The 21,043-nt window shown below is 68.4% G+C and carries 17 protein-coding genes; 13 read left to right on the forward strand and 4 right to left on the reverse strand.

Going from position 1 to position 21,043, the window contains the following annotated elements; translation table 11 throughout:
* Positions 1-3: 3 nt before the first annotated feature.
* From WMC41_RS28885 to WMC41_RS28925, 9 genes are all read left to right on the forward strand, one after another.
* On the forward strand, positions 4-2,217 hold the full coding sequence (locus tag WMC41_RS28885) for an ABC transporter permease (protein ID WP_432349671.1): 2,214 nt from the start codon (positions 4-6) through the stop codon (positions 2,215-2,217).
* On the forward strand, positions 2,214-3,275 hold the full coding sequence (locus WMC41_RS28890) for an ABC transporter ATP-binding protein (RefSeq protein WP_432349672.1): 1,062 nt from the start codon (positions 2,214-2,216) through the stop codon (positions 3,273-3,275). The genes WMC41_RS28885 and WMC41_RS28890 overlap by 4 nt, the downstream gene beginning before the upstream one ends.
* A gap of 115 nt (positions 3,276-3,390) precedes the next feature.
* On the forward strand, positions 3,391-4,191 hold the full coding sequence (locus WMC41_RS28895; RefSeq protein ID WP_432349673.1) for an inositol monophosphatase family protein: 801 nt from the start codon (positions 3,391-3,393) through the stop codon (positions 4,189-4,191).
* A 222-nt stretch (positions 4,192-4,413) separates the two neighbouring features.
* Complete coding sequence (locus WMC41_RS28900) at positions 4,414-6,240, forward strand: ABC transporter permease (RefSeq protein WP_432349674.1); 1,827 nt, start codon at positions 4,414-4,416, stop codon at positions 6,238-6,240.
* Positions 6,240-7,361 carry an ABC transporter ATP-binding protein gene (locus tag WMC41_RS28905; RefSeq protein WP_244768913.1) on the forward strand — a complete coding sequence of 374 codons (1,122 nt, stop codon included), beginning with the start codon at positions 6,240-6,242 and terminating at the stop codon, positions 7,359-7,361. Before WMC41_RS28900 ends, WMC41_RS28905 begins: the two co-directional genes overlap by 1 nt.
* Positions 7,362-7,433: 72 nt before the next feature.
* The gene (locus WMC41_RS28910) at positions 7,434-8,540 is read left to right on the forward strand and encodes an ABC transporter substrate-binding protein (RefSeq protein WP_432349675.1); all 1,107 of its coding nucleotides are present in this window, start codon (positions 7,434-7,436) and stop codon (positions 8,538-8,540) included.
* 93 nt (positions 8,541-8,633) lie between these two features.
* The gene (locus WMC41_RS28915; protein WP_432349676.1) at positions 8,634-9,479 is read left to right on the forward strand and encodes an inositol monophosphatase family protein; all 846 of its coding nucleotides are present in this window, start codon (positions 8,634-8,636) and stop codon (positions 9,477-9,479) included.
* Positions 9,476-10,117 (forward strand): dual specificity protein phosphatase family protein, encoded by a 642-nt coding sequence (locus WMC41_RS28920; RefSeq protein ID WP_432349677.1) that lies wholly within the window; start codon positions 9,476-9,478, stop codon positions 10,115-10,117. The genes WMC41_RS28915 and WMC41_RS28920 overlap by 4 nt, the downstream gene beginning before the upstream one ends.
* Entirely contained in the window at positions 10,114-11,703 is a 1,590-nt protein-coding gene (locus WMC41_RS28925) for a metallophosphoesterase family protein (RefSeq protein WP_432349678.1), read from the forward strand. The genes WMC41_RS28920 and WMC41_RS28925 overlap by 4 nt, the downstream gene beginning before the upstream one ends.
* Positions 11,704-11,799: 96 nt before the next feature.
* On the opposite strand, the gene WMC41_RS28930 is transcribed toward WMC41_RS28925, so the two are convergent.
* Positions 11,800-12,846: a LacI family DNA-binding transcriptional regulator gene (locus WMC41_RS28930; RefSeq protein ID WP_432349679.1), complete on the reverse strand. Its 1,047-nt coding sequence runs from the start codon at positions 12,844-12,846 to the stop codon at positions 11,800-11,802.
* Between the two features lie 191 nt (positions 12,847-13,037).
* Between WMC41_RS28930 and WMC41_RS28935 the strand changes: the two genes are divergently transcribed.
* Genes WMC41_RS28935 through WMC41_RS28945 form a run of 3 tightly spaced genes read left to right on the forward strand, consistent with a single transcriptional unit; the run spans position 13,038 to position 16,781 of the window.
* Positions 13,038-13,871 (forward strand): N-formylglutamate amidohydrolase, encoded by an 834-nt coding sequence (locus tag WMC41_RS28935; protein WP_432349680.1) that lies wholly within the window; start codon positions 13,038-13,040, stop codon positions 13,869-13,871.
* The gene (locus WMC41_RS28940) at positions 13,868-15,721 is read left to right on the forward strand and encodes a flavohemoglobin expression-modulating QEGLA motif protein (protein WP_432349681.1); all 1,854 of its coding nucleotides are present in this window, start codon (positions 13,868-13,870) and stop codon (positions 15,719-15,721) included. The genes WMC41_RS28935 and WMC41_RS28940 overlap by 4 nt, the downstream gene beginning before the upstream one ends.
* A gap of 10 nt (positions 15,722-15,731) precedes the next feature.
* Positions 15,732-16,781 carry a glutathione synthetase gene (locus tag WMC41_RS28945; RefSeq protein ID WP_432349682.1) on the forward strand — a complete coding sequence of 350 codons (1,050 nt, stop codon included), beginning with the start codon at positions 15,732-15,734 and terminating at the stop codon, positions 16,779-16,781.
* Positions 16,782-16,800: 19 nt separating this feature from the next.
* On the opposite strand, the gene WMC41_RS28950 is transcribed toward WMC41_RS28945, so the two are convergent.
* Both WMC41_RS28950 and WMC41_RS28955 read right to left on the reverse strand, forming a co-directional pair.
* On the reverse strand, positions 16,801-18,222 hold the full coding sequence (locus tag WMC41_RS28950) for an MFS transporter (protein WP_432349683.1): 1,422 nt from the start codon (positions 18,220-18,222) through the stop codon (positions 16,801-16,803).
* Between the two features lie 22 nt (positions 18,223-18,244).
* Positions 18,245-18,613 carry a DoxX family protein gene (locus WMC41_RS28955; protein ID WP_432349684.1) on the reverse strand — a complete coding sequence of 123 codons (369 nt, stop codon included), beginning with the start codon at positions 18,611-18,613 and terminating at the stop codon, positions 18,245-18,247.
* Positions 18,614-18,761: 148 nt separating this feature from the next.
* Here WMC41_RS28955 and WMC41_RS28960 point away from each other — a divergent pair, with 148 nt between their 5' ends.
* Positions 18,762-19,367, forward strand: coding sequence for a TetR/AcrR family transcriptional regulator (locus tag WMC41_RS28960; protein WP_432349685.1), 606 nt, complete (start codon positions 18,762-18,764; stop codon positions 19,365-19,367).
* Positions 19,368-19,442: 75 nt separating this feature from the next.
* Here WMC41_RS28960 and ctaD read toward each other — a convergent pair whose 3' ends face one another.
* Complete coding sequence (ctaD, locus tag WMC41_RS28965) at positions 19,443-21,038, reverse strand: cytochrome c oxidase subunit I (protein ID WP_432349686.1); 1,596 nt, start codon at positions 21,036-21,038, stop codon at positions 19,443-19,445.
* Positions 21,039-21,043 lie beyond the last annotated feature (5 nt).

The following is a 21,043-nucleotide window of genomic DNA, read 5'->3' on the forward strand; positions in this document are numbered from 1 at the left end:
GCCATGAGACATGGCAATCGCAGGCTGGACGTGGTCCTGATCCTGGGCGCGGTCGCTTTGACCCTTCTGCCCTGGTACCGGATCGACGGCGGCTTCTACGGGTTCGGTTGGCTGGCCGGTTTCCCCCTTTCCACCGAGGTCGCGCCCGGCCTCGTGCAGATCGCCGCGCATGGCCGGTGGTGGCTTGCCGGCGTCGTTCTGCTGCTTCTTCTCGCCGGCGCGGCGCGCGGCATGGCGGACCCGATGCGCCGCGGCGCCGCGCTGGCCTGGCTGGGTGCGCTCGGCGTCCTCTTCCTGTCGCTGCAGGGCCTTGCCATCGGCTTTTCCGGCTGGACGTGGACGATCAGCGAAAGCCTGTTCGGCGCGCTTTCGGACGGCCAGCCCTCGATGGGCGCCGGCGCCGTGCTGTCGGCCGTCGTCTTCGTGCTGCTCTTTTCCTTCGGCCTTGCCGAGCGCGGCGTCATGAAGGGCGATGCCTTCGTCGTCAGCGCCATCTCGCTGCTCGTCTTCCTCGTCGCCGTCTTCGTCTTCTATCCGATCGGCAGCATGTTCGCCGGCTCGGTGCAGGATTTCGACGGCTCGTTCAATCCGGACGGCTTCATCCGCAACATGCAGGATCCCGGCATCTGGAGCCTTGGCTGCGTCATCGGCGGCGGGCGCTGCGGCGTTGCCTGGCGCACCCTGTGGCTCGCCATCATGACCGGTCTCGGCTCGACGCTGCTCGGCCTCGCCTTCGCGCTGGTCGCCACCCGCACGCGTTTTCCCTACAAGAAGGGCCTGCGCCTCCTCACCATCCTGCCGATCATCACGCCGCCCTTCGTCATCGGCCTCGCGCTGACGCTGCTCTTCGGCCGCGCGGGCGTCATCACGCAGGGACTTTCCGAGCTTTTCGGCATCGAGCCCGGCCGCTGGCTCTACGGCCTCACCGGCATCTGGATCGCGCAGGTCCTCTCCTTCACGCCGATCGCCTTCCTCGTCCTGATCGGCGTCGTCGAGGGCGTCAGCCCGTCGATGGAGGAGGCCTCCACGACGCTGCGCGCCGACCGCTGGCGCACCTTCCGGCGCGTCTCGCTGCCGCTGATGAAGCCGGGCCTCGCCAATGCCTTCCTCATCGGCTTCATCGAGAGCATGGCCGATTTCGGCAATCCGCTGGTGCTCGGCGGCAGCCACGGCGTGCTCTCGACGGAGATCTTCTTCGCCGTCGTCGGCTCGCAGAACGATCCCTCGCGCGCCGCCGTGCTCGCCATGGTGCTGCTCGTCTTCACGCTCTCGGCCTTCCTCGCCCAGCGCTTCTGGCTGTCGGGCAAGAACTTCGCCACCGTCACGGGCAAGGGCGACAGCGGGGCGCATATCGCGCTGCCGCGCGGCCTGTCGATCGGCGTGCATGCCATCGTCATCCCCTGGGGCCTCTTCACGCTCGTCGTCTACGGCATGATCCTCGTCGGCGGCTTCGTGAAGACCTGGGGCCTCGACAATTCGCTGACGCTCGACCACTACGCCAAGGCCTTCTCCATCAGCTTCGACGGCAGCATCGCCTGGACGGGCGTCGCCTGGAACTCGTTCTGGACGACGATGGAGATCGCGCTGATCTCCGCGCCGCTGACGGCCATCGTCGGCCTTTTGACGGCCTATATCATCGTGCGCCAGAAGTTTACCGGCAAGAACGTGTTCGAGTTCGCGCTGATGATGAGCTTCGCCATTCCCGGCACGGTCATCGGCGTCAGCTACATCATGGCCTTCAACCTGCCGCCGCTGGAAATGACCGGCTCGGCGCTGATCCTGATCGCCTGCTTCGTGTTCCGCAACATGCCGGTTGGCGTGCGCGGCGGGATCGCGGCGATGAGCCAGCTCGACAAGAGCCTGGACGAGGCCTCGCTGACGCTGCGCGCCGGCAGCTTCCGCACCATCCGCAAGGTCATCCTGCCGCTCCTGCGGCCCGCCATCACCGCCGCGCTCGTCTATTCCTTCGTGCGCGCCATCACGTCCATCAGCGCCGTCATCTTCCTCGTCAGCGCGCAGTACAACATGGCGACCTCCTATATCGTCGGCCTCGTCGAGAACGGCGAATACGGCGTGGCGATCGCCTATTCCTCCATGCTGATCGTCGTGATGATCACCGTCATCACCGGCTTCCAGCTTCTCGTGGGCGAACGGCGCCTGCGCCGTGAGAACCGCGTCGCCGGCCTTGCCCCCTCTCGTCAGGAGAAAACCGCATGATCAACCAGAAAGCCGGTTCCGTCACGTTCGAGAACGTGAAGAAGACCTTCGGCGCCTTCACCGCCATCCCCGACCTTTCGCTCACCATCGAGCCCGGCACGCTCGTCACCCTGCTCGGCCCCTCCGGCTGCGGCAAGACGACGACGCTGCGCATGCTGGCCGGGCTGGAACACCCGACGGCCGGGCGCATCCTCATCGGCGGCAAGGACGTCACCATGCTGCCGGCCAACGAGCGCGACGTCTCGATGGTCTTCCAGTCCTATGCGCTCTTCCCGCACATGACCTCGCTCGACAATGTCGCCTACGGTCTGGAATCCTCCGGCCTCTCGCGCAAGGAGGCGCGCCAGAAGGCGGAGGAGGGGCTTTCGCTCGTCGGCCTTGCCGGCATGGGCGGGCGCCTGCCGGCCGAGCTTTCCGGCGGCCAGCAGCAGCGTGTCGCCGTCGCCCGCGCGCTGGTGCTGGAACCGCAGGTGCTGCTGCTCGACGAGCCGCTCTCCAACCTCGACGCGCGCCTGCGCCGCCGGGTGCGCACGGAGATCCGCGAGCTCCAGCAGCGCCTCGGCTTCACCGCCGTCTATGTCACGCACGACCAGGACGAGGCGCTCGCCGTCTCCGACCGCATCATCGTCATGAAGGACGGCGAGATCGCCCAGTCGGGCGCCCCGCGCGACCTCTACGAGTTCCCGGCCTCCTCCTTCATCGCCGATTTCATGGGCGAGGCGAATGTCATCGCCTGCGAGGTGGTCGGCATCAACGGCGCCGAGGCCGATATCCGCATCGGTAGCCTCACGCACCGCGTGCCCGCCGGCCGGGCGAAGCCCGGTGCTGCCAGCCTTGCCGTGCGCCCCGGCGCGGTGACGCTCGCCGAGGGCCGCGGCGAGGGGCTGGCCGGCCGCATCCTGCATTCGGCCTATCTCGGCGACCATGTCGAATACGAGGTGGAGACCGATGTCGGCACGCTCTTCATCGTCGACCATGCCGTCGACCGCATCCTGCCCGCCGCCTCCGACGCCACGCTCGGCTTCAAGAACCGCGGCATCGCCCTCATCAGCAACTAGAGCAATTCCGCTTTTCCTCGAATCGCGGAAACGCTCTATCTTTTTGTTTTTACGCAATTCCGGACGCAAAACCGCTTCGTACTTTTGCTGGAATTGCTTACCCAAGGAAATCAGCATGACGTCGCAAGAGACGGACCTCGACAGGCGCTTCGTCCTCGCCAAGGCCATCGCCCAGGAGGCGGGGGCCATGGCGCTCGATTATTTCAACCGCCGCGACAGCCTGGTGATCGAGACCAAGCGCGACCCGCAGGACGTCGTCTCCATCGCCGACCGCAATGTGGAGAAGCTGATCCGCGAGCGGGTCGAGGCGACATTCGCCGGGGACGGTTTCCTCGGCGAGGAGTTCGGCCACACGGCGGGCACCTCCGGCTATACCTGGGTGGTCGATCCCATCGACGGCACCGCGCCCTTCGTCAGCGGCATGCCGAACTGGTGCGTCTCGGTCGCCGTGCTGCACGGCGACGAGCCTGTCATCGGCGTCATCGGTGCGCCCTGCCACAACGAGCTCTATGCCGCCGCTGCCGGCAGGGGCGCCAAGCTCAACGGCAGGGCCCTGACGCTCGACCCCACCCGCAACGTGCGCAACGCCATGACCGGCATCGGCGCCAACAGCCATGTGACGCCGGAGGCCATGGCCGACATCGTCAGCCGGCTGCTGCAGGCCGGCGGCACCTTCATCCGCAACGGCTCCGGCGCGCTGATGCTCGCCTATGTCGCGGCCGGCCGGCTCGTCGGTTACTACGAGCCCTACATGCACGCCTGGGATTGCCTTGCCGGCTATTGCCTCGTGAAGGAGGCCGGCGGCTGGCATCACCCCTTCCCGGTGGAGGGCGAACGGCTGACCAAAGGATCGCCGGTCGTCGCCGCAGGCCCGGGCGCCCGCGCCGACCTCGAAAAGCTGGCCGGGCTTGCCTAGCCGGCCGGTTTCACACATCAATGCACGGCTGTGCAATATTGTATTGACAAGTGCCGACCCTCAATGATTGACTGCACCCACTGACCAGCCAGGATGGGAGGAAACATTCCCGGTTTGGTCGAATTCGGTGCGGTGGCCGGCGGAAGCCGGCAGGGGAGGAAACATTGCACGGCTTTGCGAAGACGGTTGGAAAAACGTGCCGCAGCGCACAAGGCGGGCTCCATGGCCACGTCTGATGCGGCTGTAGCGCCAGCGCCCGTTGGCGGCGCGCGCTGGCGCTACCGGTTGCGGCTGGCGCTGCGCGAGCCGACGACGGTGATCGCCGTCCTGATGGCGGCGCTGTTTGCCTATCTCATCGTGGTGCCCATCCTGTCGATCCTTTCGGATGCGGCCACCGTGCAGTTCGGCGACGAGCGGCGCACGGCGGGCGAAACGGGCAGCTTCACCGCCTACTATCTCTACCGCGCCTTCGCCTCGCCCGTCGCGCACGATCTCTTCTGGGAACCGCTCCTCAACACGCTGAAGGTGGCCTTCGGCGCCATCGCCATCTCGCTGTCGGTCGGCGGCGTGCTCGCCTGGCTGATCGCGCGCACCGACATGTTCGGCCGCCGATGGTTCGCCACCGCCCTCATCGTGCCCTACATGCTGCCGGCCTGGACCTTCGCGCTCGCCTGGACCACGCTGTTCAAGAACCGCACCGTCGGCGGCCAGCCGGGCTGGTTCGAGGCGATCGGCCTGTCGCCGCCGGACTGGCTCGCCTATGGCCAGGTGCCGATCACCGTCATCCTCGCGCTGCACTATACCCCTTTCGTCATCCTGCTGTTCGGCTCGGCGCTGCGCCGCTTCGACAGCCAATTGGAGGACAGCGCGCGCATTCTCGGCGCGCCGGGCCGGGTGGTCGCACTGCAGATCATCCTGCCGCTGATGCGCCCCGCGCTGCTGTCGGCCGTGCTCCTCATCTTCGCCAAGTGCCTCGGCGAGTTCGGCGTGCCCTATGTGCTCGGCCTGCCGGTGAAGTTCGACGTGCTGGCGACCTCGCTCTACCGCTCCATCGGCTCGCGCCAGACCGGCGTTGCGGGCGTGCTCGCCGGCGCCATCATGCTGATCGGCGTTCTGGCCATCATGATCGACGCGCATCTCGCCCGCGAGGCGCGGCGCTTCGTCACCGTCGGCTCCAAGGGCGCGATGAACCGGCTGTCGCGGCTGAAATCCTGGCGCTGGCCGGCCAGCGGCTTTGCCGCCGCCATCTTCATCGTCTCCGTCGGCATGCCGCTCCTGACGCTGGCGCTCTCGACGGTCATGCACCAGCCCGGCAGCTTCGCCCTGTCGAACTTCACGCTCGACTACTGGATCGGCCGGGACCTGCCGACGGTCGCCATGCGCACCGGCATCCTGCTCAGCCCCGATCTCTGGCAGGCGGCGCTGAACACGATCTGGATCGTCGGCATCGCCTCGGTCTGCTCGGGCATCCTCGGCGTGCTCACCGGCTATGTCGTGGTGCGCACGACCATCCGGCCGCTGGCGATCTTCCTGCGGCAGGTCACCTTCATGCCCTATCTGGTGCCGGGCATCGCCTTCGCGGCGGCCTATCTCTCGCTCTTCGCCGTGCAGCGCGGGCCGATCCCCGGCCTCTACGGCACGACGCTGATCCTCATCCTCGCTTTGATGGCGGACCAGATGCCCTATGCGTCCCGCGCCGGCATCTCGGCCATGATGCAGCTCGGCAAGGACCCGGAGGAGGCGGCGCAGATCGTCGGCGCCGGCTGGTTCCGTCGCATGACGTCGATCGTCATCCCGATCCAGAAGGGCTCGCTCGTCACCGGCATCCTCCTGCCCTTCATCTCGGGCATCAAGGGGCTCAGCCTCTTCGTCATCCTCGCCGTGCCCGCCACGGACGTGCTGACGACCTTCTCGCTGCGCCTCGTCGACTACAACTACACCCAGGCCGCCAATGCCGTGGTGCTGATCATCGCCGGCCTTGCCTATGGGGGCACGGTGCTCGCCCAGCGGCTCACCCGCACCAACCTTGCCGAGGGACTTGGAAACTGATGCCCGATATCGTTCTCAGCAATGTGCAGAAATCCTACGGCGCCGGCTCGCCCAACGCGGTGAGCGACCTCGACCTTCACATCAGGGACGGCGAGTTCATGTGCCTGCTCGGCCCCTCCGGCTGCGGCAAGACGACGACGCTGCGCATGATCGCCGGGCTGGAGAACCTGACGGACGGCGAGATCCGCGTCGGCGAGAAGATCGTCGACAGCCCGGCGCGCGGCGCCTTCATCGGCCCGGAAAAGCGCGGCATGGGCCTCGTCTTCCAGTCCTATGCGCTCTGGCCGCATCTCACCATCGAGCGCAACACGGATTTCGGCCTGCGCCTGCGCAAGGTGCCGAAGGCCGAGCGCGAGGCGCGCGTGACCGAGGTCATGAAGGCGCTGGACATCGAGAAGTACCGGCACCGCTATCCCTCCCAGCTTTCCGGCGGCCAGCAGCAGCGCGTGGCGCTCGCCCGCATGCTGGCGGTCAATCCCGGCGTGCTGCTGCTCGACGAGCCGCTGTCCAACCTCGACGCGCGCCTCAGGCTCGAAATGCGCGCCGAGCTGAAGCGCATCCACGCCGCCTTCGGCACCACCATCGTCTTCGTCACGCACGACCAGTGGGAGGCGATGACGCTCGCCACCTCCATCGCCGTCATGAACGAGGGCCGGCTGCAGCAGCTCGGCACGCCCAACGACATCTACGACCGGCCGGCCAACCGCTTCGTCGCCGAATTCGTCGGCAGCCCGCCGATCAACATTCTCGAAACCGCGACCGGCCATGCGCTGGATCGCGCCGCATCGCATTGGCTCGCCGGTCGGCTCGGCGAGAGCGCGGGGGTCGGCTCGGTGGGCTTTCGGCCCGAGGCCTTGCAGATCGCGCGCTCGGAGGCTGCCGTTCCCGGCGACAGCTTCCGCCATGCGGCCGAGGTCACCGGCATCCTGCCGACCGGCGGAAGCTGGATCATCGAACTGAAGGTCGACGGCCGCGCCCTCTTCGCCACCACCACCGAATGCCCGGTGCTGAAGGGCGGCGAGCGGGTCTTCGTCCATGCCCGGCCGACGGCCATGCATGTCTTCGACGCGGCGGGCCTGAGGCTTGCCGGCGCCGACGACACGCTGGCGCGCGCCGCCTGAACCGAAACGGAAACTGAAACCCGCGCCATCCGATGGGAAGAGACGGATGGGGCGAAGCTGGAGGAGGAAAACATGCGGAAATACGGTTTACTGGCAGGCGTCGCCCTTGTGCTCGGCATGGCCGGCGGGACGCTGGCGGAAGACTTCAACCTCGACGCGCTGATCGAGGCGGCGAAGAAGGAGCCGCCGCTGTCGGTCTATGACAGCACCGGCAAGATCGTCGACATGGTCGAGGCGTTCAACGCCAAATACGGGCTGAAGGCGGAGGGCTCGAAATCCAAGGCCACCGCGCAGCTCGAAACGATCATCCGCGAATCCCAGTCGGGCAACATCCAGACGGACGTGTCCTTCATCTCCGATCCCTCGGCGGTGGTCGGCCAGCTGATGCCCGCCGGCTTCGTGGAGAACTGGGTGCCGCCGGATCTTGCCAAGGACATCTCGCCCGAGGCGCACAACCCGCTGCTCGTCGTGTCGAGCCCCAACTTCCTCGCCTACAACACCAAGCTCTACGACAAGTGCCCGATCACCAATATCTGGCAGCTCACGGAGGCGGAGTGGAAGGGCAAGGTCGCCATGCAGGACCCGCTCGGCAAGCCGTCCTACACCGACTGGTTCAACCAGATGCGCAGCCGCATCGACGACAAGATCGCCGCCGCCTACGAGAAGCAGTACGGCAAGAAGCTGGAGAGCGACCTCGGCAGCGCGACCGAGGCCTTCGTGGCGGCGCTCGCGGCCAACGGCCCGCTGCTGACGGATTCGGATTCCGCCGCCGCCGAGGCCGTCGCCGCGCCCGGCCAGAGCGAGCCCTTCGTCGGCCTCGTCGCCTCGGCCAAGTTCCGCGACAATGCGGGCAAGGGCTTCTCGCTCGGCCTTTGCACCGGGGTGGATCCGATCATCGGCTTCTCCAACCCGACAGTCGGCGTCATCGTCAAGGGCTCGGACAGCCCGAACACGGCAAAGCTCTTCGTCCACTATGCCATGACGGCCGAGGGCATCGCGCCGCAGGCCGAGGACGGCAAGCTGTCCAGCAACCGCACCGTCGGCCTGCCGGACGACGAGCCGTCGGGCATCGGCAAGCATCTCGATGCCCTGCTGAACTACGACCCGGCGACGGGCCGCGAAGACTGGGACAGCCGGCAGGACTGGCAGGATTTCTGGCGCGTCCACTACAAGCGCTGAGCCAAAGACGGGCGGGCCGTTTCCCGGCCCGCCTGCCGCCCTTGCGGCGGCAATGATGAACCGGAAACGAACAGGGCAGGAAAGACAGGGCACATGAGCATTGACGAGGGGGCGATCGACCGCCGGGAGGCCTTCCTGCACGCGCTTGTCCGCGAGGCGGCGGATCTCGCCCGCGCCGGCTTTGCCCGGCAGACGGGGCAGGCGGTCAGCATGAAGGGCCCGCAGGACTACCTGACGGAGACCGACGGGCAGGTGGAAGACCATCTGCGCGCCCGGATCTCGGAGGCTTTCCCCGAGGACGGCTTCCTCGGCGAGGAGAGCGGCGGCGAGCCCGGCCGGCAGGCCTGGGTGGTCGACCCCATCGACGGCACGGCCAACTTCGCCCGCGCGATCCCGCATTTCTGCGTCGCCATCGCCTTCATCGCCAGGGGCGAGGTGCAGCTCGGCGCCATCGTCAACCCGGTGCTGGACGAGGTCTATTTCGCCCGCCTCGGCCGCGGGGCGCACCGCAACGGCAAGCCGATCCGCGTTTCCGCCACGAGCGACATTGCCGCCACCTCCTTCGAGATGGGCTGGTCGAACCGCCGGCCGCTCGCCCGCTATATCGGCGCGCTCAACGCGCTCTTCGAGGCGGGCAGCAATGTGCGGCGCGGCGCCTGCGGGGCGCTGGGGCTCGCCTATGTTGCGGACGGGCGCAGCGACGGCTATGCGGAGCTGCACATGAATTCCTGGGATTGCCTTGCCGGCCTCCTGCTCGTGCGCGAGGCGGGCGGGGTGACGGGGCCGTTCCTGTCGCTCGGCGGGCTGACCGCCGGCGCGGCGGTGCTGGCCGCCGCGCCCGGCGTCGCCGCCATCCTGTCGGAGGCGACGGGCATTCCCCTTCTGACCGGGCCGGACCTTCTGGCCGCGGCGGAAGAAGAGCATCGGAGAACCGCATGACCGACAAACCCACCCGCCACTACGATCGCCCGCCGATCAGCCGCGTCTACGAGAACCTGCCGGGCTTCGGTGTCGATCTCTTCGTCGGCGGCCGCGAGGGGGCGTCGGACGTGCCGCTGCTGCGCCGGAACGGCATTTCCACCGTGCTCAACTGCGCGGTCAATCTCGACTTCAACTATGTCGCGGCGCCCGCCGAGGTCTCGCATGACAGCCGCGTCGGCTACGGCCCGGCGCCCATCCGCTACTACAAGCTCGGCATCGTCGACGGCCCCGGCAATCCCGACACGATGTTCCTCGCCGGCTACTACCAGCTGCTCGGCGCCTTGCAGCAGGTGCTGCCGGAAAAGCCGAGCTATCCCATGCGCGAGCGCGGCAACGTGCTGGTCAACTGCCGGGCCGGGCGCTCCCGCTCGGTGATCCTCGCCGCGCTGCTGCTGCATTTGCAGATCCCCGGCGAATTCCCGACGCTTGGCTCCGCGGTCGACCATGTGCGGGTGAAGCGCGAGCTGCGCCCCGACGAATGGCACGAGACACCGAAGCCCATGCTTATCGCCGCCGCCGAGAGCGCCGCCGGCTGGGTGCGCCTCGTCGAGGCCGATCGCGTCCGCGCCGCCGCGCCCGCAAGAGCCACTGCATGATCCGCATCGCCGTCATCGCCGATCCGCATGTGCATGATTGTGCCTGGATACCGGATGGTTCCGGCCTGCCCGGCGCCATCCGCAGCTTCACTGAAACCGCCGCCTCGACGCGTGTCTTCAACGAGAGCATCCCCGCCTTCCGCGCGGCGCTGGACCGCGTCGCCGAGGCCGGCGTGAAGACCGTGCTCCTCGTCGGCGACCTCACCGACGACGGCCAGCGGCCGAACATCCGCGCCGCGCTCGCCCTTGTCGCGGAGTATCGCGAGCGCCACGGCATCCGCGTGCTGATGACCCCCGGCAACCACGATTTCTACGCCCTTGCGGGCCGGCCGCAGGACAAGAGCTTCCTCATGACCGACGGTACGCCGCTGCTCCTTCGCAGCGCCGATTGCCCGGAGGCGGCGACGCTCGGCACGGCGGAGGCGCTCGCCATGCTCTCCGGCCTCGGCTTCATGCCCGAGGCCGGCGACCTCCACTGGGAAAGCCCCTTCGGCACCGATCCGGCCTGGGAGGCCCGCAGCTACGAGGCGGTGAGCCCGGACGGCGGCACGCGCTGCCGGATGATCGATTCCTCCTATCTCGTCGAGCCGGTGGAAGGCCTCTGGGTGCTCGCCATCGACGCCAATGTCTGCGTGCCGCGCGACGGGGCGGGCGACCTTGCCGATCCCGGAGAGTTCCACGATCCGACCGACGGCGGCTGGCGGGCCGTGCTCGCGCATCGCGCTCATCTCTTTTCCTGGATGGCGGACGTGGCGACGCGGGCGAAGGCGAAGGGCAAGCGGCTCGTCGCCTTCTCGCACTATCCGGCGCTCGATCCGCTCGGCGGCGTGTCGAGCGAGGAGGTCGCGCTGTTCGGCCCCACCGGCCTTGCCCGCCGCGCGCCGACGGCCGCGGTGGCCGACGCCTTCGCCGCGACCGGCGTTTCCCTGCATTTCTCCGGCCATCTCCATGTCAACGACACGGCGCGGCACGAGACGGGCGCGGGACGCTTCGTCAACATCGCGGTTCCCTCGCCGGTCGGCTACGGGCCGGGCCTGAAGATCGTCGACCTCTACGCTGATCGCAGCGAGATCCGCACGCTCTCTCTCCGGCAGGTGCCCGGCCACGACGCGGCCTTCGCAGCCTACCGCACCGAGGCGGCGCGGGAAGGGGCGGCGGAGCTCGCCGCGAGTTCCGCGCCCGACCACGGCACCTTCCTCAGCCGCCATCTCGTCAACCTCGTGCACGGGCGTTACCTCGCGCGCGAATGGCCGCGCGACATGGTGGAGTTCGTGCGCACGGCGACGGTCGCCGACCTTCTCGAAGCGCTCGGGCTCGCCGCCGCCGGCGCGCCGGCCTTCGGCCTCAACGAGCTCGTCGAGGACTGGTACCGGCTGCGCAAGGCGGGCGAGCTCAGCCACGCGGACATCGCATCCGACCGCCTCGCCTTCTACCGGGACCTTTGCGCAAGGGCGCCGCATATCGAGGGCGACGGCCTGCCGGCCCGCTTTTCCACGCTGCTGCGCATGATGCGCGCCTATCTCGAGCGTCCGCCGAACCGGGATTTCTCCCTCAGCCTGCCCGACCTCGTCGTCCGGGCGCTTTAGAGTTTGTCAGGAAAAGTGGGAGCCGGTTTTCCCGAAGAGACAAACGAAAACAAAGAAACCGAGAATCTGTCTGGTTCAGAATGAACCTGACAGATTCTAGGGCCGCACGCTCTTGCGCCAGGCGACCTGCGTCGGCAGGCGCTTGGGCGGGGCGGGGTCGGCCTCGTCCTTCTCGATGATGGCGACGATATGGTCGGCGATCTCGCCGATCGGCTGGCGGAAGGTGGTGAGGTTGTAGCCGATCCAGCCGGCCTGCGGGATGTCGTCGAAGCCGACGACGCAGAGCGCCTCGGGGATGTCGAGGCGGAATTCCAGCCGCGCCACGTCCATGAAGCCGAGCGCCAGCAGGTCGGTGACGCAGAACACGCCGTCCGGCCGGCTGGAGGCGCCGAGCAGCTGGCGGGCGCCTTCCGCGCCGGTCGCGTAGCTGGTCGGCCCGGCACGGCTGACCTGCGCTTCGAGGCCGAGCTCGGCGGCAGCGGCGACGAAGGATTGCTCGCGCGTCACGATGCTCGGCGTGCCCGCCGTCGAGCTGACCACGGCAAGGCGCCGGCAGCCGGCCCGGTGCAGCATGAGGCAGGCCTCGCGCGCCGCGCTCTCATTGTCCACCAGCACGATCTCCGGCCCCTCGATCGGGTCGTCGCGGTTGATGAGGATGACTCGCTGGCCGTTCTCGATGCAGGTCTCGATCAGCGAGACGGGCGGCGCGCCGGACACCACCACCGTGGCGTCGGCGCGGTAGTTCAGCGTCTGGCGCAGCGCCGCCTCGACATTGTCCGGCTGGCCGGCCGTGTTCAGCACCATGACCACCTTGCCGATCGCCTGCAGCTTGCGCGTGGTGACCTCCACCACATTGGAGTGGAAGGGCGCCTGCAGCTCCGCCACGATCATGCAGACGATGCCGGACCGGTGATGGATCAGCCCGCGCGCCAGGTGGTTGACGTGGTAGCCGAGCTTTTCCGCCGCCGCGAGCACCTTGGCGCGCGTCGCCGGCGAAACGCTGGCCCCGTCGGTGAAGGTGCGCGAGACGGCCGAGCGCGAGACGCCCGCGAGCTCGGCCACGCGAATGGCGCTGACCGAGGCCTTTTTCGGCCTGGACCTGGATGTCGTCACGTCTTCCTGCCTCCGGATGCGTTTGTGCATACTTGCGCATATTCTTCGCCCTGTGCAAAGCCGCAGAATGATGAATTTCCCCGGAAAAGCGCGAAATCGCGGGATCGCAGCGCCATTCCCACCATCGGTCTCGCGCGGGTTTTCGCACGGCTGTGCAAGGCGCACTGCCTCGGCCTGGCGGAGGCAAGGGAACCCGAATCCGTCTTTCGCGTTATGGCTGCATGACGGACCTGATCGAGAACGATGGACGGCGGGAAGGGGCGCTCTGGAGCGTTGCACGCGGCCAGTCGCCGATCATCGGCACCGCCATTCACGACGGCCACCTGCTGCGCAGCGACCTTGCGGCACGCATGAAGCTCGACGCCGCCGGCCGGCTGCGCGAGGAGGACCCTTTCACCGCCGCCTTCGTCGAAGATATCGGCAACCGGATCGTCGTCCACCGTTCGCGCTTCGAGGTGGACCTGAACCGGCCGCGCGAGGGCGCCGTCTACCTGCGCCCGGAACAGGCCTGGGGCCTCGACATCTGGGCCGAGCCGCCCGGCCAGGAGGCGCTGGAGACGCTGCTTGCCCAGCACGACGGCTACTATGTCATGCTGAAGGCCGTGCTTTTGGACATGGAGCGTGCGCATGGCCGCTTCGTCCTCCTCGACATGCACAGCTACAACCATCGCCGGGCCGGCCCCGACGGGCCGCCGACCGCGCAGGCGGAGGCGCCGGACATCAATATCGGCACCTTCTCCATGGACAGGGCGTTCTGGGCGCCGGTGGTCGATGCCTTCATGGCCTGCCTGCGCGAGCAGCCGTTCCCCGGCCGGCAGCTCGATGTCCGGGAAAACGTTGCCTTTGCCGGCAAGGGCGAGCAGACGCGCTTCGTGCACCAGCATTTCCCCGGCCGCGGCTGCGCCATCGCCGTGGAGTTCAAGAAGATCTTCATGGACGAGTGGACGGGCGCGCCGGACCGGGAGGCGATCGCCGCCTTTTGCGCGGCCATCCGTGCCAGCCTGCCGGTGCTCGAAAGCGCTCTCCGGGCCATGCCGGGCGGGGACGGGCCATGAGCGGGCGTGCCCGCAAGGCGGCGGACCCGCTCGCCGCGGTCGCCGCCGCGCTGGAGCGCGGCCTTCCCGTCCGGCTCGACCTGCCGCGCCGCGGCCGGCTCCACCTCGATCGCCCGCTGCCGTTTCTCGCCGTGCATGTGAACCGGCGCTCGGCTCCTGCGGCCCGCGCGGCCACCATGGCCAATGCCGCCTATCTCCTGGCCGGCAACCTCTCCGACGCCGCGGCCATCGCGCGCCTCGTCGGCGAACGGATGCGCGAGGAATTCGGCGCTTTCCTCGTGCTCGATTTCGGTGAGCTTGCACGCGACCAGCTGGCCGCGGACACGCCCTATCTCGCGCCCTTCGAGATCAGCGTCTCGGCCTCGCCCGATGCGGCGGCGGAGCGCGCGCAGTCGGCCTTCGTCGGTGCGGTGGAGAAGATCGACGGCCGCTACCGCGCGCCGCGCATCGCGCGGCCGACGCTTGCCGAGGACCCCCATGCGGGCCTTGCCCGGCGCCTGCCGGATATCCCTACGCTCAACGTGCGCGTCGCGCCGATCTACCGGGTGCCGACCTCGCGCGCCGTCTATCCGGAGCTGCAGGGCCGGCTGGTCGCCCACCTGGTCGATGCCGGGCTGCGTGCGGCAAGCCAGTTCGCCCGCGCCGAGACGGCGCTGGCGCCCGCCACCCACCGGGCGCTCGGCCGGCGTGTCTTCGTCGAGGCGGTGACCCGCGCCGACCGTGCCATGGACGATATCGCCGCCAGCTTCGATTTCCTGCTCGCGGTGACGCCGATCAATGCCGACGCGGCCTTCGAAGCCTTCCGCGCGGCCGGCTGCGAGCGCGCGCCGACCTTTCTCTACCGCCCACTCGCCATCGACATCGCCGCGCGCAAGAAGGCGCTGTTCTCCATTGCCCTCGACCGGTTCGAGGATCCGGTGCTGGAGCGGCTCTACGGCGAGAAGCAGCAGGAGCTGGACCTGCAGCTCTCCATGCTCGCCGCCCGCGAGGATGCCCGCTTCGTCGAGATGAGCCGGGCGCTCTACGGCTCCGTCGACGGCCGGCTGGCGAAGGTCGCCGGCGATATCCTGGAGGCGACCGCGAAACCCGGCCGCAAGGCCGCCCCGCAGGAGGTGGACCATCGCTATGTCGAGCGGCGGGCGCGCGCGATGATCGACCGCTACAGCGCGCAGTTCTCCGCCTTCGCGCCGAGCGTCGAGGTGCGCAACGACCTCCCGCCGGGGCTGATGGTGTCGAGCGACCGGCTGCTGATCGCCCGCACCACGACGATGGCGCGCGAGCGGGTCGAGGCGCTGCTGAGCCACGAGGTCGGCGTGCACCTCCTCACCTATTGCAACGGCTCCGGCCACGGGCTGCGGCTCTTCCGCTCCGGCCTTGCCGGCTACGAGGGGGCGCAGGAGGGGCTGGCGGTGCTGGCGGAATATCTCGTCGGCGGCATGACGACGGCCCGCCTCCGGCTGATCGCCGCGCGGGTGGTCGCCTGCGCCGCCATGCTCGACGGGGCGGGTTTCGTGGAAACCTACCGGCTGCTGGTGCGCGAGCATGGCTTTGCCCCGTCCGGCGCCTTCAACATCGCGCTTCGCCTCCACCGCGGCGGCGGGCTTGCCAAGGATGCGGTCTACCTGCGCGGCCTCCTGGAAATCCTCGCGCATCTGCGCGGCGGCGGCGATCTCGAGCCGTTCTGGCTCGGCAAGATCGCGGCCCGCCACTTCGCCGTCATGCAGGAGCTCAGCCTGCGCGGCCTCCTCAAGGCGCCGCGCCTGACGCCGCAATTCCTGACCGCCAAGGGCGCGCAGGAGCGCCTTGCCCGGCTGCGCGCCGGCCTTTCACCCCTCGATCTCATCGCCTGAGGAGGCTCTCATGCGCATCGCTTTCTTCGTTAACTCGATCGCCGACGAAACCCCGCAGTTCACCACGACGACGCTGGCGCTCGCCGCGCTCAACCGCGGCCACGAGATCTGCTACGTCACGCCCGGCGATTTTGTGCTGCGCGCGGATGACAGCCTTGCCGTGCGCGGGCTGGTGCTGCCCTCCTCGGGCTACAAGAAGCCGGAGACGCTGCACAAGGACCTGCAGGGGGAGAATAGCGAGACGCGCATCTTCGACGTCGCGGAGATCGACGTCCTGTTCCTGCGCAACGACCCCTCGCTCGACGTGACGGACCGGCCCTGGGCGGCCCATGCCGGGGCGCTGTTCGGGCGGCTTGCGGCGCTGCGCGGCACCCTGGTCGTCAACGATCCGGCGGGCCTCGCCAAGGCACAGAACAAGCTCTACCTGCAGGATTTCCCGCCCTCCGTGCGTCCGGCCACGCTGGTCTCCAAGAGCATCGAGGAAATCCGCGGCTTCATTGCCGGGGAGAAGAAGAAGGGGGCGATCATCAAGCCCTTGCAGGGTTCGGGCGGCAAGAACGTCTTCAAGGTCGCCTCGCCCGACGACCAGAACCTCAACCAGATCTTCGAGGCGGTGAGCGGCGAGGGCTATCTCATCGCCCAGAGCTTCATGCCGGAGGCGAGCGAGGGCGACGTGCGCTTCTTCGTGATGAACGGCCGGCCGCTGATGCGCGACGGCAAATACGCCGCCTTCCGCCGCGTGCCGGCCAAGGGCGAGATCCGCTCCAACGTGCATGTCGGCGGCGGGCCGGCGCCGGTGGAGGTGACGCCTGCCATGCTCGCCGTCGTCGAGGCGGTGCGCCCGAAGCTCGTCGAGGACGGCATGTTCCTCGTCGGCCTCGACATCGTCGGCGACAAGATCCTGGAGATCAACGTCTTCACGCCGGGCGGGCTCGGCAATCTGGCGCAGCTCTACGAGACCAACTTCTCCGACACGGTCATCGCCGCGCTGGAGGACAAGATCGCCATGCGCGAGGCCTATGGCGGCCGGCTGGACAACAGCCGGCTCGCCACGCTGTGAGCGGCGTGCCTCTCTCGTTTCAGCGCCGGGTGGCGATGCCGGCGGTGAGGATGCCGAGCAGCGTCAGGAGCGCGATGCCGAGCACGACATAGCGCGCCGCATCGACCGCCACGTCCCCGCCGGCCGCCATCAGCGTGCCGGCAAGCGCCGAGGTGACGGAGAAGGCGATGAGCTGGGTCGTGGTGATCGCCGCGGCCGCCTTGCCGCCCTCGGCCGGGTCGTGCGTGCTGCGCATGGCGGCAACGCCGAGCAGGGGCCAGGCAAGGCCGATGCCCACGCCCGCCAGCGCCAGCACCGCGACCCAGGCGGCGACCAGCCCCGTGCCGGCGCCGGCCACCTGCAACAGGCCGTAGGCGATGAGGCCCGCCGTCAGCAGCAGCGGCCCGGCGCGCACGGCGCGGCGCCGGCCGGCGGGCGACGTCACCGACACGACGAGGAGCTGCGCGATGACCCAGGCGAACGAGAGCACCGCCCCGAGCAGGCCGCCGACCAGCGGGCTGACGCCGGCGAGCTGCTGGCTGAAGAGCGGGATGAAGGTCTCCACCATGACGCCGGCGCTGAGCGCGGCGACGGTGAGATAGACCCATTTCAGCGCATTGCCGCGCCGGTAGGTGATGCGCGGCAGGATGGTGTTGTGCGCGCGCCGCTCGACGAGCACGAAGAGGACGAGAAGCACGAGGCCGGCGCCGACGGTCGCCAGCGTCGGCCAGCCGATCGGCACGATGGCGCTGAGGCTGATGGCGATGGTGGCAAGCACCAGCGGCACGAGCGATGCGACGGGCACGGGCGTACGGTGCGGCGAACCGCCCATGCCGGCAAAGGCGCGCTGCGCGAGAAGGGCGAAGAGCAGCGCGACGATGGCGAGCGCCCCATAGGCCCAGCGCCAGAGGCCGAGCTCGGCGAAGATGCCGCCGAGCGCCGGCCCGAACAGCGTGCCGAGGCCCCACATGGCCGAGACGGCGCCGGTTCCCCGCGCCCAGTGCCGCTCGGGCAGCGCCGCGCGGATCACGGCATAGCCGAGCCCGGCGAGCAGCCCGCCGCCGAGCCCCTGCACCACGCGGCCGACGATGAGAAGATCCATGGTCGGGCTGGCGGCATTGCCGGCCGCGCCGAGCGCGAAGACGAGGAAGGCCAGCACATAGGCCGGCCCCGGCCCCTTCCAGTCGAGCATGCGGCTGACGAAGAGCGAGGCGACGATGGCCGAGACGACGAAGGACGTCGTCACCCAGGCATAATAGGCCTGGCCGCCGATGTCGGCGACGATGGAGGGCATCAGGGCCGCGGTGAAATAGAGGTTCATCGCATAGAGCAGCACGCCGCTCGCCAGGATGGCGACGATGACGAGATGGCGGCCGGACAGGAGGTCCGACCAGGTGTCGAGGTGTGCGCCGGGCGCAGGCGAGGGATCGGCCGGGCCGGCCGATGTCAGCGGTTCTTTCATGGGAATGCTCCGGGGGAAACGGTCAGGTGCGCGGGCGCGAGACGGCTAGCACGATAAGCGAGACGACCAGCACGATGGCGGGGGCCGTCATGTGGGCATAATCCTGGTTGACGAGGGTGGTGAGGGTCGCCGCCGCCATGACCGCCGTGCCGAGCGCGGCGCCGAGGCGGCGCGTGGCAACGGGGATCAGCAGCAGGGCGGCCGCAAGTTCAAGGGCGGCGGTGAGGAAGGGAAACCAGCCCGGATAGCCCCAGCGTTCATAGGCCGCCGCATTGTCGGCGGAGAGGAAGGCGTTGCCATAGGCGCCGAACAGGAAGAACGCCGCGAGCGGCCAGGCGAGCAGCGCGGCGAGGCGGGAGGAGAGGGACGGGGAAAGGATCGACTGGGACATGACACTCCGCTTTTCGGCAAAGCCCTCCCTTTCCAGCGGCGCGAGGCTGGACGGGGCGGTGGTTTCACCATAGATTGAGCGTTCATTCTAATTATGATCGCCGTTCCGTCAAGATAGATAGAGCGATCATTCTATTTTTGGAGACCGCATGGCACGCAAGCTTGTTCCCGAGCAGCACGAGGGAAAACGCCACGAGATCCTGGAGGCCGCGCATCGCTGCTTCCTGCGGCACGGGCTGCAGGGCGCGTCGGTCTCGATGATCTGCAAGGAGGCGGGCATCAGCCCCGGCCATCTCTACCACTATTTCCCCAGCAAGGAGGCGATCGTCGAGCAGATGGCGGACGAATACCTCGCGCGCCTGCACGGCGTCTTCGGCCGGCAGCGGGAGACGGGCGATGCCGCGACCGTGCTGCTTTCGGAGATCTGGAGCATGGAGAGCTGGGAGGACACCGCCCACTGTCGCATCCTGTTCGAGCTTTTGGCGGAAGCGGGGCGCAACGAGCGGGTGCGCGCCATCCTCGCCCGCAACACCGACGGCGTGCGCGTGCTCCTGTCGCAGGTGCTGAAGGCCGGCCAGGCGCGCGGCGAGGTGGATCCGGCGCTCGATCCGGAACACACCAGCGCCATGCTGATCGCCATCGTCGACGCCGCCCCCATGCTGCCGCTGATGGTGCCCGGCATCCGCTTCGACGAGAGCCGGGCGCTGATCACCACCATGGTCCGGCGCTTCCTGCGGCCCGAAGGCCAGGTCTGAGAGCCGCCTTGCCGCCCTAGATCCTTGTTTGCCGCATTGTCCGACGCCGAAGCGACTTTGCTTCGGCTGGAAATGCTAGCGGATCAGCGGCAGCGCGGCGAACTGGTGGTAGGGCGGCGGCGAGGAGAGTGCCCATTCCAGGGTAACGGCCCCTTCGCCCCAGGGATTGTCGCCCGCAACGCGCTTGCGCGCGAAGGCTTCGGCGACGGCGAAGAAGAAGACGGCAAGGCCGGCGGCCGAGATGTAGGAGCCGACCGAGGAGACGAGGTTCCAGCCGGCAAAGGCATCCGGATAGTCCGCATAGCGCCGCGGCATGCCGGCGAGGCCGAGGAAATGCTGCGGGAAGAAGACGAGGTTGACGCCGACGAAGGTCAGCCAGAAATGCAGTTTCCCCAGCGTCTCGCTCATCCGGTAGCCGCTCATCTTGGGGAACCAGTAGTACCAGGCGGCGAAGATGGCGAAGGCCGCGCCGAGCGACAGCACGTAATGGAAATGCGCGATGACGTAGTAGGTGTCGTGCAGCACGCGGTCGATGCCCGGATTGGCGAGCACCACGCCGGTGACGCCGCCGATGGTGAAGAGCAGCACGAAGCCCGTCGCCCACAGCATGGGCGTGGCGAAGCGGATCGATCCGCCCCACATCGTCGCCAGCCATGAGAAGACCTTGATGCCCGTCGGCACGGCGATGACCATGGAGGCGAAGGCGAAATAGCGCTGCGAGTCCAGCGACAGGCCGACCGTGAACATGTGGTGGGCCCAGACGACGAAGCCGATGGCGCCGATCGCCACCATGGCATAGGCCATGCCGAGATAGCCGAAGATCGGCTTTCTCGAGAAGGTCGAGATGACGTGGCTGACGATGCCGAAGGCCGGCAGGATCATGATGTAGACCTCCGGATGGCCGAAGAACCAGAACAGGTGCTGGTAGAGGATCGGGTCGCCCCCGCCGGCCGGCTGGAAGAAGGTCGTGCCGAAATTGCGGTCAGTGATGAGCATGGTGACGGCGCCCGCCAGCACCGGCAGCGAGAACAGCAGCATGAAGGCGGTGACCAGCATCGCCCAGGCGAAGAGCGGCATCTTGTGCAGCGTCATGCCCGGCGCGCGCATGTTGAGGATCGTGGTGATGAAGTTGATCGCCCCGAGGATCGACGAGGCGCCGGACAGGTGGATCGACAGGATGACGAAATCCACCGCCGGCCCCGGCTGGCCGTCGCTCGAATAGGGCGGATAGAGCGTCCAGCCGCCGCCATGGCCGTTCACCCCGGCGGCGCCCGGCACGAACATCGACAGCACGAACATCGCGAGCGAGGCGACGAGCAGCCAGAACGACACGTTGTTCATGCGCGGAAAGGCCATGTCCGGCGCGCCGATCATGATCGGGATGAACCAGTTGCCGAAGCCGCCGATCAGCGCCGGCATGATGACGAAGAAGATCATCACCAGCCCGTGCGCGCTGACCACGACGTTGAAGACGCCGGGATCGGAGAAGACTTGCAGGCCTGGCGCCTGCAGCTCCATGCGCAGCGCCACCGAAAGCCCGGTGCCGAGGATGCCCGACAGCATGGAGAGGAGGAGGTAGAGCGTGCCGATGTCCTTGTGGTTGGTGGAGAACAGCCAGCGGGCGGCAAGGCCCGGCCGGTGTTCCGTTTCGCCGAGGATGTGTTCGGACATCGCAT

Source organism: Shinella yambaruensis (assembly GCF_050859155.1).
Taxonomy (GTDB): domain Bacteria; phylum Pseudomonadota; class Alphaproteobacteria; order Rhizobiales; family Rhizobiaceae; genus Shinella; species Shinella yambaruensis.

Coding starts and splice junctions, on each gene's coding strand:
- WMC41_RS28905 (WP_244768913.1), top strand. CDS start 6,240: ATGCCCGATATCGTTCTCAGCAATGTGCAGAAATCCTACGGCGCCGGC.
- WMC41_RS28885 (WP_432349671.1), top strand. CDS start 4: ATGAGACATGGCAATCGCAGGCTGGACGTGGTCCTGATCCTGGGCGCG.
- WMC41_RS28940 (WP_432349681.1), top strand. CDS start 13,868: ATGAGCGGGCGTGCCCGCAAGGCGGCGGACCCGCTCGCCGCGGTCGCC.
- WMC41_RS28925 (WP_432349678.1), top strand. CDS start 10,114: ATGATCCGCATCGCCGTCATCGCCGATCCGCATGTGCATGATTGTGCC.
- WMC41_RS28900 (WP_432349674.1), top strand. CDS start 4,414: ATGGCCACGTCTGATGCGGCTGTAGCGCCAGCGCCCGTTGGCGGCGCG.
- WMC41_RS28950 (WP_432349683.1), bottom strand. CDS start 18,222: ATGAAAGAACCGCTGACATCGGCCGGCCCGGCCGATCCCTCGCCTGCG.
- WMC41_RS28890 (WP_432349672.1), top strand. CDS start 2,214: ATGATCAACCAGAAAGCCGGTTCCGTCACGTTCGAGAACGTGAAGAAG.
- WMC41_RS28910 (WP_432349675.1), top strand. CDS start 7,434: ATGCGGAAATACGGTTTACTGGCAGGCGTCGCCCTTGTGCTCGGCATG.
- WMC41_RS28915 (WP_432349676.1), top strand. CDS start 8,634: ATGAGCATTGACGAGGGGGCGATCGACCGCCGGGAGGCCTTCCTGCAC.
- ctaD (WP_432349686.1), bottom strand. CDS start 21,038: ATGTCCGAACACATCCTCGGCGAAACGGAACACCGGCCGGGCCTTGCC.
- WMC41_RS28955 (WP_432349684.1), bottom strand. CDS start 18,613: ATGTCCCAGTCGATCCTTTCCCCGTCCCTCTCCTCCCGCCTCGCCGCG.
- WMC41_RS28930 (WP_432349679.1), bottom strand. CDS start 12,846: ATGCACAAACGCATCCGGAGGCAGGAAGACGTGACGACATCCAGGTCC.
- WMC41_RS28895 (WP_432349673.1), top strand. CDS start 3,391: ATGACGTCGCAAGAGACGGACCTCGACAGGCGCTTCGTCCTCGCCAAG.
- WMC41_RS28935 (WP_432349680.1), top strand. CDS start 13,038: ATGACGGACCTGATCGAGAACGATGGACGGCGGGAAGGGGCGCTCTGG.
- WMC41_RS28920 (WP_432349677.1), top strand. CDS start 9,476: ATGACCGACAAACCCACCCGCCACTACGATCGCCCGCCGATCAGCCGC.
- WMC41_RS28960 (WP_432349685.1), top strand. CDS start 18,762: ATGGCACGCAAGCTTGTTCCCGAGCAGCACGAGGGAAAACGCCACGAG.
- WMC41_RS28945 (WP_432349682.1), top strand. CDS start 15,732: ATGCGCATCGCTTTCTTCGTTAACTCGATCGCCGACGAAACCCCGCAG.